Here is a 14463-nt window from a genome sequence, read left to right as displayed (position 1 = left end):
CACGCAGGCGCGCCGGCTTTCACCGTCGGTGAGAGCGGACGCCGTCCGACGCCCGCCCTGCTTTCCAGAGTGACCTCGTCCGTGCGGTACAGGGGCCTGAGAGATTCCGGGGAGGATTTGCTCCTTCGGCGCCGCCGGTGTGTCACCGGTGGACTCTCCCGCACGGGGTCAGCAGCCGTCTGCCAGCGTACCAGCGCGGTCTCGCTCCGATCGCTCAAGTGGCCGACAGTCACGATGTGCACTTTTGTAGTATTTAAACAGCAGTTGCGACCTATTGGAGGGACCGTGCAGACCGACATCGATCCGCGCAGCCTGATCGGCCGCAAGGCGTTCGACCGCAACGGCACCAAGATCGGGACTGTGGACGAGGTATATCTCGACGATGCGACCGGCGTGCCCGAGTGGGCTGCTGTGCGCACCGGCCTCTTCGGCAGGGACGCTTTCGTCCCGCTGGAGCCCAGCAAGGTGGTCGACGACACCCTGCACGTCCCGTACGAACGCTCGCTGATCAAGGACGCGCCGGACTTCGGTGTCGGCCGTCATCTCTCCCCGGAGCAGGAACTGCAGCTCTACCACCACTACGGCCTCGATCTGTCCGAGGCCCCTGAGACGCCCACGCCGTCGGCGGACACCTCCTTCGGCCGCGTCGCGGGCCAGGAGGACTGACCCGCGCCCTGCTCCTTCTCGGGCAGCGGCACCAGCGGCAGGGGGTCGGAGGGCTCGAGATCGGGGTCGTCGACACGGAAGGTACGGACGCGTCCCGGCGGCGACCCCGGCTCCTCGAACCGCACGGTGACCCGTCCGACGCCGCTGCCCTGCACCCAGCCCGCCCCGTACTGGGCATGCCGTACGTCGTGCCCGGCCGCCCAGCGCCGCTCCGCATGCGCCACGGGCTCCGCGACGCCCGCCCCATCCGACTCGTCGCCGTCGCCCTCCGCCTCCGCTGACCCCTCGTGCGCCGATCCGGCATGATCGTCCGCGGCAGCCTGTTCCTCGGCAGCAGCCTGGGCGAAGAGGTCTTCCTGGGTGTAGTCGGTGAGCCCGGTGACGCCCACGCCGAGCAGCCGTACCCCGCCCGTGGTGTCCACGGCCTCCAGGAGCCGCCCGGCGGCCTCCCGCACCACCGAGGGATCGTCGGTCGGCCCGCGCAGCGTCTCGGAGCGCGTGAGCGTCGAGAAGTCGTATCGCCGCACCTTCAGCACGATGGTCCGCCCGGAGTGCCCTGAGGCCCGCAGCCTCTGCACACACCGGTCGGCGAGCCGCTCCACCTCGATCCGAACCCGCACCCGGTCGTGCAGATCCACATCGAAGGTGTCCTCGACCGATACCGACTTCGTGTCCCGCTCGGCCACCACAGGCCGGTCGTCGTACCCCATGGCCATCCGGAACAGCGAGGTGCCGTGCGCCCTGCCCAGGAGCCGTACGAGCTCGTCCTCGCCCGCCTCAGCGAGCTCGGCGACGGTCGTCATACCAGCCCGGCGCAGATGCTCCCCCGTCGCAGGTCCAACCCCGGGCAGCGTCCGCACGGACATCGGTCCCAGCAGCTCACGTTCCGTACCCGGCTCTATGAGCAACAGACCGTCGGGTTTCGCCTGCTCGGAGGCGATTTTGGCCAGCATCTTGGATCCGGCGAGCCCGACGGACCCGGTGAGACCCGTGACCGCGCGGATCTCCCCACGCAGCCGCTCCCCCCTCTCCCTGGCGGACGTGGAGTCGTCAGCGACCCCGCCCGCCTCCAGGTCCACGAACGCCTCGTCCAGGCTCAGCGGCTCCACCAGCGGCGAGAGCCTGCCCAGCAGCTCCATCACCTGCTCGCTGACCGTGCGGTAGAGCGAGAAGCGCGGCACGAGATACGCGGCGTTGGGCGCCAGCCGTCTCGCCTGCGCCATCGGCATCGCGGAGTGGACCCCGAAGCGCCGTGCCTCGTACGAGGCGGTGGCGACGACCCCGCGCGGCCCGAGCCCGCCGACCACGACGGGCTTTCCGCGCAGACTCGGCTTCGCCGCCTGCTCGGCGGCGGCGAAGAAGGCATCCATATCCAGATGCAGAATCGTCGGCGCGGATCTCACAACTCCGATGCTGCCCTACGCCACTGACAATGGCCCCGGCAGAGCGTGGTCCGTACGCCGCGCCGGCTCAGACGGCCCGGTCGCGTCTGCGTCTGGCCAGCTCGTCCGCGGGGTTGTTGCCGACCAGCGTCTCGCCCGTGTCGATCCGCTCGCCGTGGAGCTGCGACAGCGCCGCCTCGACATCACGCCAGACCACGCCGACGGCGATCCCGAAGATCCCCTGGCCGCCCTGGAGCAGATCCACGACCTCGTCCGGCGACGAGCATTCGTAGACGGTGGCACCGTCGCTCATCAGCGTCATGCGCTCCAGGTCCGAGACGCCGCGCGCCCGCAGATGCTGTACCGCGGTGCGGATGTTCTGCAGCGCTACGCCGGTGTCCAGGAAACGCTTGACGATCTTGAGTACAACCACATCGCGGAAGCTGTAGAGCCGCTGCGTGCCCGATCCGTACGCCGACCGCACGCTGGGCTCGACCAGCCCCGTGCGCGCCCAGTAGTCGAGCTGGCGGTAGGTGATACCCGCCGCCGCACACGCGGTCGGACCGCGGTAACCGATCGTCTCCCTGGCCTCGGCCGCACTTTCGTGAAGCGGATGCAGCCCGCCCTCCCCCAGACTCCGTCCGGGGACGCCCCCAGCCGTACCGTCGCCGCTGCTTCTCACGCCGACCTCCGTCCTTGACCTGCCGACTCGACGGTAGGCAGTCACCAGGGGTGCGTCAACGATCGCCACGCCGAGTGATAATCACCCTGAGAGTGGTTTCTCGTGCCCGTATTCGGGGAAAGGCTACTCGAATGCGCTGACGCCGACCGTTCGGACGGTCACTGGCTGTTGGTGCCGAAGTCCTCGGGCGAGATCTGATCGAGGAACTCGCGGAACTTCTCCACCTCGTCCTCCTGCTCGTCCGGGATGGCAATTCCCGCGTCGTCGAGGACCCCGTCGCTGCCGTAGATCGGCGTACCCGTACGCAGGGCCAGCGCTATGGCGTCGGACGGCCTGGCGCTCACCTCGACGCCACTGGCGAAGACCAGCTCCGCGTAGAAGACCCCTTCGCGCAGGTCAGTGATGCGCACCTCGGTGAGCTCCTGGCCCACCGCCTCCAGCACATCCTTGAAGAGGTCATGCGTCAGCGGCCTCGCCGGAGCCATGCCCTGCTGGGCAAAGGCAATGGCGGTGGCCTCCCCGGGACCGATCCAGATGGGGAGGTACCGGTCGCCTCCCACTTCACGCAGGAGCACGATCGGTTGGTTCGAGGGCATTTCGACCCGGACACCCACAACGTCGAGCTCGTTCACACAGCAACCCTAGGACGTGCCCGACCGGTTTGGGTAGTCGGGCTCTCCCATGATCAGTGCAGCCGGACCCCGAGAGCCGTCTGTACCAGGGCCGCATGCAGCCGCACGGACAGGGCAGCGAGCTCTTTCGTGGTCGCCTCGGCGTGCGCCCTGGTCTGCGGATTACGGTGCCGCCGCAAGGGTGCAACGACCTGCTCGACCAGGCTCGCCTCACGGTCCGCGGCGGCTTTCATCGCCCGCAGATGCCGCGGCTCCAGCCCGAATCTCCCCAGGTCCGCGACCAGCTTGGCCACTGTCACCGACTCGGCGTCGTAAGCGCCGTCCTCGTCCTGCGCCAGCAGGCCGTACGACTCCCACTCGGCCAGGTCCGCCTCGCTCACATCAGCGGCCGCGAGGAGCTCGGAACGGCCCACCCGTGCGGCAGTCGGCCGGTCGGCGCCGGCTTCCCACGGGCCGTCGAGCAGCTCCCGCTGCGGGCCCTGCGAGGGCAGCTGAAGCTGCTCACCGCGGCCCAGGGCGTCGAGATGCTCACGGATGACCTTCAGCGGAAGATAGTGATCCCGCTGCATCCGCAGCACCTGCGCCAGCCGCTCCACGTCCTCGGAAGTGAACTTGCGGTACCCGGACGGTGTCCGCCGCGGCTCGACCAGCCCTTCGGACTCCAAAAAACGGATCTTGGAGATGGTCACTTCGGGAAACTCGTCGCGCAGCCGACTGAGCACCGTACCGATGCTCATCAGCCTCTCGCCCGCGGTGGCGGTGCCGTGCCCGGCACCGCCCGTCGGTGTTCGCAGCATGTACCTTCCTGGGGGTCCCCCCGGACGGAGTCTGGGGGAGGGTTACACGCCCCGCTGGCTCGCGTAGAAGACCAGCCGGTACTTGCCGATCTGGACCTCGTCACCGTTCGACAGGACGGCGGAGTCGATCCGCTCGCGGTTGACGTACGTGCCGTTGAGGCTGCCGACGTCCGCGACGCTGAAGCGGCCGTCCGGTCCCCGGCGGAACTCCACGTGACGCCGCGAGACGGTCACGTCGTCGAGGAAGATGTCGCTCTGCGGGTGACGGCCGGCCGTGGTCAGCTCGCCGTCCAGCAAGAAGCGGCTTCCGGAGTTCGGACCGCGGCGCACCACCAGGAGCGCCGAGCCGAGCGGCAGCGCGTCGACGGCGGCCTGGGCCTCGGGAGACAGAGACGGAATCTGTGTCTGCCCCGTCACCTCCGAGTCGTACGCCTCAAGGCCGGAGATGGAGATCGTCGAGGTCGTCTCCGAAGCACGCTCGGCGGGCGCCCCGCCACGCAGCGGCGCACCGCAGTTGGAGCAAAACCGGCTGGCCTCGGCATTGCGGTGCCCGCACCTCGTACAAACCAAGGCCGACATGGACGGATCCTCCTGCCGCGGCTGCCCCGCGTGGGGATTGGTTGAATACGGGTCCGGAGCAAACCCTCCACCCGTACTTGAGGTTGATGGTTCCCCGAAACCTATGCGGCCGGAACCGGCAGGGTCAACAGACGACGCGCCCTGACCGCCCGAAATGTCACCGCCCGGACCAGCGACCTCATCCCGGAAGAGCGGCCGCTCAGCGCCCTGCTCCTCACTCTGGCCATGGCGCGGCGCGCGATGCCGGGCGTTGCCACCGTCCTCGCGTGCGCTCTTGCCGAACAACTTCCCAAACAACTTCACGGGCGATTCCCCTTGACCGAAATAGACCCGCCCGTGGGGCAGGACGAACCCTCAATGATCAGACCTGCCGACCCGGACATCATCACAACGTCCGTGACCACCAGACAGTTTCCACCACGCGGCACGCGTGTGATGTGCCGACCCCCCGCAAGCTCATGCCCTGGTCCGCCGGACCCCATGCACCCCCGCCTCACTGCGCCGACGACCGAGCGTAGTCAGGCCGCTTCGCGGGTCGCAAGGCGTCCACGACGATCTTCTGCGAGCGCGCCACCGTGGCGGTGGCCTGCTCCTTCTCCAGTGTCTGGACCACGCCGCCCGGGATGTTCAGGGCGGGCTCCAGATCCTGCGGCTTGCCGATGACCTTGAATCGGTACGGGGCCTTGACCGGTTTGCCGTCCACCTCGATGTCGGCACCGGTTCCCGTGAAGTAGGTGTCCGCGACGACCCGGACGCCGTTGACCTGGATCGCTTCGGCGCCCGCCGCGCGCAGTTCCTGGATCGCGTCGAGCAGCATGTCCGACTCCACCGTGCCGGACGGGTCCTCGACGGTGAGCGTGATGCCGGGGCCCTGCGCGGCGACCGTACCGGCCAGGATGCCGAGCTGCTGCTCCTTCTGCAGGGTCTGCTTTCGAGCCTCTTCGGCCTGGTCCGAGCTGTTCTCCAGCTCGGTGCGCTGGTCCTCCAGACGCTGCTTCTCGTCCTCGAGCCGCTGCGTGCGGTTGTCGAGCTCGTCGAGGATGCGCACCAGGTCCTCCTGGCGGGCGCCGCGCAGCGCGCTGTTGTCGCTGTTGGAGCGGACCTGGATGGCGAGGCCCAGACCGAGGACGAACAGCAGGAGGGCGACGATGAGTTGAGCGCGGCTGACCCGCGGGGGCCACAGCACCGCGACGAGCCGCTGCCGACCGGTCTGTTGCGCGGGCTCGGGCTTCTCGGCCTCGGACTTCTGAGCCTCAGGCTTCTGAGCCTCAGGCTGCTCCGGGCGGGGCTGTTCCGGCTCGGGCTGTTCCGGCTGGGTCTGCTCCGGCTCAGCGTTCCCGGAACCGGTGTTGGCGGCCGACGGCGTCACCGACTCCGGCTCATCGCCCTTGGGGTGCTCTTCGCCCTGCGGATTCTCTTCGCTGTTCATCGGCCTCACGCCCGGAACACGTGCCGGCGGATCGCGGCAGCGTTGGAGAAGATCCGGATACCGAGCACGACGACCACACCCGTCGACAGCTGGGCGCCCACGCCCAACTTGTCGCCCAGGAACACGATCAGCGCTGCCACCACCACGTTCGACAGGAAGGAGACGACGAAGACCTTGTCGACGAAGATTCCGTCGAGCATGGCCCGCAGGCCACCGAAGACCGCGTCGAGAGCCGCGACGACGGCGATCGGCAGATAGGGCTCGACCACCGCCGGCACTTCGGGCCGGACCAACAGTCCGACCACGACTCCGACGACGAGGCCCAGTACGGCGATCACGATGTGCCCTTCCCTGTGTCAGCCGTGCCCTGCCCGTTGCCCTTCCCGGCGTCGGGGGTCTTCGGCTCTGCTGTACGTACGATCAAGCTCGGCGCCGCCGGCAGGCGCAGCTTCTCCTCGGTGGAGATGCTGGTGCGGATACCGAAGTTCTCCTGCAACGCGTGCAGATACTGCCCGTCGGCACTGTCCTGGAACGCGGTGCTCAACTTCTTCCCGTCCCCGACCGCGAGCACCGTGTACGGCGGCACCAGCGGCTTGTTGTCGACCAGTATGGCGTCGCCCGCCGCGCGGATCGCCGACAGGGCGGTCAGCCGCTGCCCGTTGATCGCGACGGCCTCAGCGCCCGACTCCCAGAGCCCGTTCACGATCCGCTGCATGTCGCGGTCGCGCACCCGGCCCGTGTCGTTGAAGCCGCTGCTCTCCCGCGGCCCGCCGCCACCCTGATCGGTGTCCTTCGCGTCGTCGACGACGAGCTTCACCCCCGGCCCCTCCACCTCTGTGGCGCCGGAGAGCAGTGCGACAAGTTCTGCCTGTTCCCCGCCCTGCGTCTTGAGGGCCTTGCGCTGCCGGTTCCCCACCTCGTCGCGGAGCGTGTCGACACTCCGCTCCAGCGCGTCGGCGTCCGCGGTCTCCGCGTCGATCCGGTCGATGAGCTCCTCGCGCTCTTTTGCCACCACCGGTGCAGATATCCGCGCCTCGGCCGCTCCGACGGTCACGACGAGCGCGGCCAGCACGAGGCCGGCCGCGAGTCCGAGCTTGGCACGCAGCGTACGGGGAAGACCTCCGCCCTCGGCCTCCTTGCGGGCCGACGCCTCCGCGTATCCGTCGTCGAGGCTGTGCTCCATGACGTTCGTCAGCAGCGACATGGACGCATCGGGACGTGCGGGTGGAGAGCCGGTGCTCCGAACGGGGGGCTGCTGCGACATGCCGCACATCGTCGCACGTCGCAGGTGTTACCGCCGAATGGCCCCACCGGTGTGCCGGAAGCCGTCTGCGGACAACTCCCGGCACACCCGTCACACGTCAGTGACCTGCGCTGTCCACAACGGCGGACCATTCGTCGAGGAGCGCCTGCGCCGAAGCGTCATCCGGCCCCTCTGCCCACAAATGAGTGACGGCCTCCGCGGGGTCGGGAAGGACCATCACCCAGCGACCGTCGGCCTCGACCACACGTACACCGTCGGTCGTGTCGACATGCCGGTCACCGGCCGCCTCCACGACGCGCCGCATCACCAGCCCCTTGACCGCCCAAGGAGTGGCCAGATCGCGCCGCAGCACATGCGCCCGCGGAATGCGGGCATCGATCTGGCTCAGCGTGAGCTGCGTACGGGCCACGAGCCCGACCAGCCGTACAAGGGCCGCCGAGCCGTCGAAGACGCTGCTGAACTCCGGAATGATGAAGGCACCTCGGCCGTCACCACCGAAGATCGTGGTCTCCTCGCGCCCGACACGCGTCAGATCGTCGGGCGAGGTGGTCGTCCACTCCACCTGTGTGCCGTGGTACGCGGCGACCTGCTCGGCGATCCGCGTCGTGGTCACCGGAAGCGCCACCCGCCCACTGCGCCGCTCCGCCGCCACCAGGTCGAGCAGCACAAGCAGCGCGCGGTCGTCCTCGATGATGCGTCCTCGTTCGTCGACCAGCGACAGCCGCTCACCGACGGGGTCGAAACGCACCCCGAAGGCCGCCCGGGCGGAGGCCACGATCTCGCCCAGCCGCACCAGTCCGGACCGCCGGGTGTCGGCCGACTCCGTCGGCCTCGATTCGTCGAGCCCGGGGTTGATGACCAGGGCGTCCACGCCGAGCCGTCCGAGGAGGCTCGGCAGAACCAGTCCGGCGCTGCCGTTGGACGCATCGATGACGACCTTGAGACCCGACTCGGCGATGCCGGAGGTGTCGACATTGCGCAGCAGGGATCCGGTGTACGAGTCGAAGACGCTGGACGGGAAGTGCAGATCCCCGATCTCGCCGGGGAAGGCCCGCCGGTACTCCTGGCGCGCGTACACCCGGTCCAGCTTCCGCTGACCGGCCTGCGAGAGGTCCGCGCCGCGCTCGTCGAAGAACATGATGTCGACGGAGTCCGGCACACCGGGAGACGTGCGGATCATGATGCCGCCGGCACTGCCGCGGGCGGTCTGCTGCCGCGCCACGGGCAGCGGCACGTTCTCCAGGTCGCGTACGTCGATGGCGCTGGCCTGCAGCGCGGAAATGACGGCACGCTTGAGCGCACGGGCACCCCTGGAGTGGTCACGCGCCGTGGTGACCGTCGCCCCCTTCTTGAGGGTGGTGGCATACGCACCGGCCAGCCGCACGGCCAGTTCGGGCGTGATCTCGACATTGAGGATTCCGGACACTCCGCGGGCCCCGAAGAGATGCGCTTGGCCACGAGACTCCCAGATGACCGAGGTGTTGACGAAGGCGCCGGCCTCGATGGTTTTGAACGGGTAGACCCGGACATTGCCCTGGATAATCGATTCTTCGCCGACAAGGCACTCGTCGCCGATGACCGCGCCGTCCTCGATACGTGCGGCACGCATGATGTCGGTGTTCTTACCGATCACGCAGCCTCGGAGGTTGCAGTGCTCACCGATGTACACGTTGTCGTGGATCACGGCCTTATGGAGAAAGGCGCCGCTCTTGACGACGACGTTGGACCCGACGACGGTGTGCTCGCGGATCTCCACATCGGCCTCGACCTTGGCGTAGTCGCCGATATACAGCGGACCGCGCAGCACGGCGTCCGGATGGACCTCCGCGCCTTCGGCCACCCACACACCGGGAGAGATCTCGAATCCGTCGAGTTCGACATCGACCTTCCCCTCGAGGACATCGGCCTGGGCCTTCACATAGCTCTCGTGGGTGCCCACGTCCTCCCAGTAGCCCTCGGCGATATAGCCGTAGATCGGCTTGCCTTCCTTCATGAGCTGCGGGAACACATCTCCGGACCAGTCCACGGGAACATCGGCCTCGACATAGTCGAAGACCTCTGGCTCCATCACATAGATGCCCGTATTCACCGTGTCCGAGAAAACCTGTCCCCAGGTCGGCTTCTCGAGGAAGCGCTCGACCTTTCCTTCTTCGTCCACGATGGTGATACCGAATTCGAGAGGGTTCGGCACTCGCGTCAGACACACAGTGACCAGTGCACCCTTCTCCTTGTGGAAGGAGATCAGGTCGCTCAGGTCAAAGTCGGTGAGCGCGTCACCGGAGATGACGAGAAACGCGTCGTCCTTCAGCGCTTCTTCGGCATTCTTCACGCTCCCCGCAGTGCCGAGTGGCTTCTCCTCATTGGCATAGGTGAGCTCCATCCCGAGCTCTTCGCCGTCACCGAAGTAGTTCTTGACGAGTGAGGCGAGAAACTGCACGGTTACGACGGTCTCATTGAGCCCATGCCGCTTGAGCAGGCGCAGGACATGCTCCATGATCGGCCGATTGGCCACTGGCAGGAGCGGCTTGGGCATGCTCGAGGTCATTGGGCGAAGTCGGGTACCTTCGCCACCGGCCATCACGACGGCCTTCATGTCGGAAGCGTCCTCCTTGAAGAGACGACGGTCTAGCCGACTGGACCCGTCAAATGAGGCCCTTTGGCGTCATGCACGGCCGGCAACACTGCTCGGCACGGCATCGACGAGGTCAATCGGCCACTGCATCCGCCTTGACGAGGCGGCGGACCTGGACCACGTAGAGGATCCCTGCCCACCAATACAGAGTTGTACCCCATCCTGCGAACGCCCATCCGAAAATAGCAGCGAGTGACGCAAGCCACCCACTCCCGTCACTCAGGAGCAGGAGGGGGAACGCATACATGAGGTTGAACGTGGCTGCCTTCCCCAGGAAGTTGACCTGGGGCGGCGGATAGCCGTGCCGGCGGAGGATTCCCACCATCACCAGCAGCATCAGTTCCCGCGCCAATAGGGCGGCGGTGAGCCAGATGGGCAGAATCTCGCGCCAGGTCAGCCCGACGAGAGTGGAGAGGATGTACAGCCGGTCCGCAGCCGGGTCGAGGAGCCGCCCCAGACTGCTGATCTGGTTCCAGCGCCGCGCAAGCTTGCCGTCGAGATAGTCACTGACGCCGCTCAGCATCAGTACGAGCAAAGCCCAGCCATCGCTGTTGGGCCCCCCGAACTCGGGGCGGAGAATCAGCCACAGGAAGAGCGGCACACCGGCGAGACGCGCCATGCTGAGGATGTTGGGGATGGTGAGCACCCGGTCCGTCTGGACGCGGGTCTCCTGGACCTCCACCCGGGGGCCTCCTGTGCGGAACGTTCCAATGATGCTCCCTGACCCTACCCTCAGCCGCAGCCGCGGGATGCACAGGGGTAGGACGGCGGTATTGCCCCCTGAACGCAGAAAAGCCCCGCACCAGAAGGTGCGGGGCTCTCCCACAATAATTGTTCGGCGGCGTCCTACTCTCCCACAGGGTCCCCCCTGCAGTACCATCGGCGCTGAAAGGCTTAGCTTCCGGGTTCGGAATGTAACCGGGCGTTTCCCTAACGCAATGACCACCGAAACACTGTGAAGATATCGATTCCGGAATCCCCCTGTGACCGTGGGGGGACTCGACAGTTCGTTACTTCAGAACTGACACAGTGGACGCGAGCAACTGAGGACAAGCCCTCGGCCTATTAGTACCAGTCAGCTCCACCCCTTGCGGGGCTTCCACATCTGGCCTATCAACCCAGTCGTCTACTGGGAGCCTTAACCCCTCAAAGGGGGTGGGAGTCCTCATCTCGAAGCAGGCTTCCCGCTTAGATGCTTTCAGCGGTTATCCTTTCCGAACGTAGCCAACCAGCCATGCCCTTGGCAGGACAACTGGCACACCAGAGGTTCGTCCGTCCCGGTCCTCTCGTACTAGGGACAGCCCTTCTCAAGACTCCTACGCGCACAGCGGATAGGGACCGAACTGTCTCACGACGTTCTAAACCCAGCTCGCGTACCGCTTTAATGGGCGAACAGCCCAACCCTTGGGACCGACTCCAGCCCCAGGATGCGACGAGCCGACATCGAGGTGCCAAACCATCCCGTCGATATGGACTCTTGGGGAAGATCAGCCTGTTATCCCCGGGGTACCTTTTATCCGTTGAGCGACGGCGCTTCCACAAGCCACCGCCGGATCACTAGTCCCGACTTTCGTCCCTGCTCGACCCGTCGGTCTCACAGTCAAGCTCCCTTGTGCACTTACACTCAACACCTGATTGCCAACCAGGCTGAGGGAACCTTTGGGCGCCTCCGTTACCCTTTGGGAGGCAACCGCCCCAGTTAAACTACCCATCAGACACTGTCCCTGATCCGGATCACGGACCCAGGTTAGACATCCAGCACGACCAGAGTGGTATTTCAACGACGACTCCACCTGAACTGGCGTCCAAGCTTCACAGTCTCCCACCTATCCTACACAAGCCGAACCGAACACCAATATCAAACTGTAGTAAAGGTCCCGGGGTCTTTCCGTCCTGCTGCGCGAAACGAGCATCTTTACTCGTAGTGCAATTTCACCGGGCCTATGGTTGAGACAGTCGAGAAGTCGTTACGCCATTCGTGCAGGTCGGAACTTACCCGACAAGGAATTTCGCTACCTTAGGATGGTTATAGTTACCACCGCCGTTTACTGGCGCTTAAGTTCTCAGCTTCGCCACACCGAAATGTGACTAACCGGTCCCCTTAACGTTCCAGCACCGGGCAGGCGTCAGTCCGTATACATCGCCTTACGGCTTCGCACGGACCTGTGTTTTTAGTAAACAGTCGCTTCTCGCTGGTCTCTGCGGCCACCCCCAGCTCACTGTGCAAGACAGATCACCAGTGATGGCCCCCTTCTCCCGAAGTTACGGGGGCATTTTGCCGAGTTCCTTAACCATAGTTCACCCGAACGCCTCGGTATTCTCTACCTGACCACCTGAGTCGGTTTAGGGTACGGGCCGCCATGAAACTCGCTAGAGGCTTTTCTCGACAGCATAGGATCATCCACTTCACCACAATCGGCTCGGCATCAGGTCTCAGCCTCAATGTGTGACGGATTTGCCTATCACACGGCCTACACCCTTACCCCGGGACAACCACCGCCCGGGCTGGACTACCTTCCTGCGTCACCCCATCGCTTACCTACTACCACCTCGGTTCGGCGGCTCCACCACTCCCCTTTGCCCGAAGGCTCCGGGGCGGCTTCACGGCCTTAGCATTAATGGGCTCGATACTGGGCGTTTCAAAGCGGGTACCGGAATATCAACCGGTTGTCCATCGACTACGCCTGTCGGCCTCGCCTTAGGTCCCGACTTACCCTGGGCAGATCAGCTTGACCCAGGAACCCTTAGTCAATCGGCGCACACGTTTCTCACGTGTGTATCGCTACTCATGCCTGCATTCTCACTCGTGAACCGTCCACCACTCGCTTACGCGGCGGCTTCACCCGGCACACGACGCTCCCCTACCCATCCGTACTCCCGTTGGGGATATATGTACGAATGACACGACTTCGGCGGTACGCTTGAGCCCCGCTACATTGTCGGCGCGGAATCACTTGACCAGTGAGCTATTACGCACTCTTTCAAGGGTGGCTGCTTCTAAGCCAACCTCCTGGTTGTCTCTGCGACTCCACATCCTTTCCCACTTAGCGTACGCTTAGGGGCCTTAGTCGATGCTCTGGGCTGTTTCCCTCTCGACCATGGAGCTTATCCCCCACAGTCTCACTGCCGCGCTCTCACTTACCGGCATTCGGAGTTTGGCTAAGGTCAGTAACCCGGTAGGGCCCATCGCCTATCCAGTGCTCTACCTCCGGCAAGAAACACACGACGCTGCACCTAAATGCATTTCGGGGAGAACCAGCTATCACGGAGTTTGATTGGCCTTTCACCCCTAACCACAGGTCATCCCCCAGGTTTTCAACCCTGGTGGGTTCGGTCCTCCACGAAGTCTTACCTCCGCTTCAACCTGCCCATGGCTAGATCACTCCGCTTCGGGTCTTGAGCGCGCTACTAAACCGCCCTGTTCGGACTCGCTTTCGCTACGGCTTCCCCACACGGGTTAACCTCGCAACACACCGCAAACTCGCAGGCTCATTCTTCAAAAGGCACGCAGTCACGACGCACAGAGTAAACTCTGCGCGCGACGCTCCCACGGCTTGTAGGCACACGGTTTCAGGTACTATTTCACTCCGCTCCCGCGGTACTTTTCACCATTCCCTCACGGTACTATCCGCTATCGGTCACCAGGGAATATTTAGGCTTAACGGGTGGTCCCGCCAGATTCACACGGGATTTCTCGGGCCCCGTGCTACTTGGGTGTCTCTTAAACGAGCCGCTGATGTTTCAGCTACGGGGGTCTTACCCTCTACGCCGGACCTTTCGCATGTCCTTCGCCTACATCAACGGTTTCTGACTCGTCTCATCGCCGGCAGACGATGACAAAGAGATCCCACAACCCCGTATGCGCAACCCCTGCCGGGTATCACACGCATACGGTTTGGCCTCATCCGGTTTCGCTCGCCACTACTCCCGGAATCACGGTTGTTTTCTCTTCCTGAGGGTACTGAGATGTTTCACTTCCCCTCGTTCCCTCCACACTGCCTATGTGTTCAGCAGCGGGTGACAGCCCATGACGACTGCCGGGTTTCCCCATTCGGAAACCCCCGGATCAAAGCCTGGTTGACGGCTCCCCGGGGACTATCGTGGCCTCCCACGTCCTTCATCGGTTCCTGGTGCCAAGGCATCCACCGTGCGCCCTTAAAAACTTGGCCACAGATGCTCGCGTCCACTGTGCAGTTCTCAAGCAACGACCAGCCACCCACCACCCCACCCAACAGGGCGAGTTCACTGGGGCCGGCATCGCGAAGGTCCAGACGTTTCAGTCCGTACCCTCAGACACCCAACAGCGCGCCCGGCAGGTCTCCCGCCCCGGGCTCCGTTCCACGCTCCGAAGAGCAGTACTGGAAGACCGAGTTGGTCAGACCTGCCGAATAGTCAACGTT

At 65.2% G+C, this 14463-nt stretch carries 11 protein-coding genes, 2 rRNA genes and 1 riboswitch; of the genes, 1 reads left to right on the top strand and 12 read right to left on the bottom strand.

What is annotated here, in order from left to right; all coding sequences use genetic code 11:
- Positions 1–74 precede the first annotated feature (74 nt).
- A riboswitch (glycine riboswitch) is annotated at positions 75–171 on the bottom strand.
- Positions 172–285: 114 nt separating this feature from the next.
- On the top strand, positions 286–666 hold the full coding sequence (locus OG905_RS34115; protein WP_328680406.1) for a PRC-barrel domain-containing protein: 381 nt from the start codon (positions 286–288) through the stop codon (positions 664–666).
- On the opposite strand, the gene OG905_RS34110 is transcribed toward OG905_RS34115, so the two are convergent.
- The 12 genes from OG905_RS34110 to OG905_RS34055 all read right to left on the bottom strand — a co-directional run bounded on the left by OG905_RS34110 (position 579) and on the right by OG905_RS34055 (position 14232).
- Positions 579–2069 (bottom strand): DNA polymerase IV, encoded by a 1491-nt coding sequence (locus tag OG905_RS34110; protein WP_328680404.1) that lies wholly within the window; start codon positions 2067–2069, stop codon positions 579–581. The genes OG905_RS34115 and OG905_RS34110 overlap by 88 nt on opposite strands.
- A gap of 67 nt (positions 2070–2136) precedes the next feature.
- Positions 2137–2730 (bottom strand): MerR family transcriptional regulator, encoded by a 594-nt coding sequence (locus OG905_RS34105; protein WP_328680402.1) that lies wholly within the window; start codon positions 2728–2730, stop codon positions 2137–2139.
- A gap of 158 nt (positions 2731–2888) precedes the next feature.
- A complete protein-coding gene (locus OG905_RS34100) occupies positions 2889–3362 on the bottom strand; it encodes a bifunctional nuclease family protein (RefSeq protein WP_006123076.1) in 474 nt (157 codons plus the stop codon).
- 53 nt (positions 3363–3415) lie between these two features.
- Entirely contained in the window at positions 3416–4159 is a 744-nt protein-coding gene (gene ftsR, locus OG905_RS34095; RefSeq protein ID WP_328680400.1) for a transcriptional regulator FtsR, read from the bottom strand.
- A 42-nt stretch (positions 4160–4201) separates the two neighbouring features.
- Positions 4202–5083 (bottom strand): FHA domain-containing protein, encoded by an 882-nt coding sequence (locus OG905_RS34090; protein ID WP_328682751.1) that lies wholly within the window; start codon positions 5081–5083, stop codon positions 4202–4204.
- 148 nt (positions 5084–5231) lie between these two features.
- On the bottom strand, positions 5232–6167 hold the full coding sequence (locus OG905_RS34085; RefSeq protein ID WP_443044024.1) for a DUF881 domain-containing protein: 936 nt from the start codon (positions 6165–6167) through the stop codon (positions 5232–5234).
- A 5-nt stretch (positions 6168–6172) separates the two neighbouring features.
- Positions 6173–6505: a small basic family protein gene (locus OG905_RS34080; RefSeq protein WP_003970459.1), complete on the bottom strand. Its 333-nt coding sequence runs from the start codon at positions 6503–6505 to the stop codon at positions 6173–6175.
- On the bottom strand, positions 6502–7431 hold the full coding sequence (locus tag OG905_RS34075) for a DUF881 domain-containing protein (RefSeq protein ID WP_328680339.1): 930 nt from the start codon (positions 7429–7431) through the stop codon (positions 6502–6504). The genes OG905_RS34080 and OG905_RS34075 overlap by 4 nt, the downstream gene beginning before the upstream one ends.
- A 97-nt stretch (positions 7432–7528) precedes the next feature.
- Positions 7529–10024, bottom strand: coding sequence for a mannose-1-phosphate guanyltransferase (locus OG905_RS34070; protein ID WP_266488513.1), 2496 nt, complete (start codon positions 10022–10024; stop codon positions 7529–7531).
- Between the two features lie 112 nt (positions 10025–10136).
- Positions 10137–10745 carry a CDP-alcohol phosphatidyltransferase family protein gene (locus tag OG905_RS34065; RefSeq protein WP_328680337.1) on the bottom strand — a complete coding sequence of 203 codons (609 nt, stop codon included), beginning with the start codon at positions 10743–10745 and terminating at the stop codon, positions 10137–10139.
- A 151-nt stretch (positions 10746–10896) separates the two neighbouring features.
- Positions 10897–11013: ribosomal RNA gene (gene rrf, locus OG905_RS34060) — 5S ribosomal RNA — on the bottom strand.
- 95 nt (positions 11014–11108) lie between these two features.
- Positions 11109–14232 (bottom strand): 23S ribosomal RNA (locus OG905_RS34055).
- Positions 14233–14463 lie beyond the last annotated feature (231 nt).

The sequence above is a fragment of the Streptomyces sp. NBC_00322 genome (genome assembly GCF_036147535.1).
GTDB lineage: Bacteria > Actinomycetota > Actinomycetes > Streptomycetales > Streptomycetaceae > Streptomyces.
This window is presented reverse-complemented; position numbering and strand designations above follow the sequence as displayed.

Bases quoted from the DNA above. Each gene is read 5' to 3' on its own strand.
- ftsR (WP_328680400.1), bottom strand. From the start codon at position 4,159: ATGCTGCGAACACCGACGGGCGGTGCCGGGCACGGCACCGCCACCGCG.
- OG905_RS34085 (WP_443044024.1), bottom strand. From the start codon at position 6,167: ATGAACAGCGAAGAGAATCCGCAGGGCGAAGAGCACCCCAAGGGCGAT.
- OG905_RS34075 (WP_328680339.1), bottom strand. From the start codon at position 7,431: ATGTCGCAGCAGCCCCCCGTTCGGAGCACCGGCTCTCCACCCGCACGT.
- OG905_RS34070 (WP_266488513.1), bottom strand. From the start codon at position 10,024: ATGAAGGCCGTCGTGATGGCCGGTGGCGAAGGTACCCGACTTCGCCCA.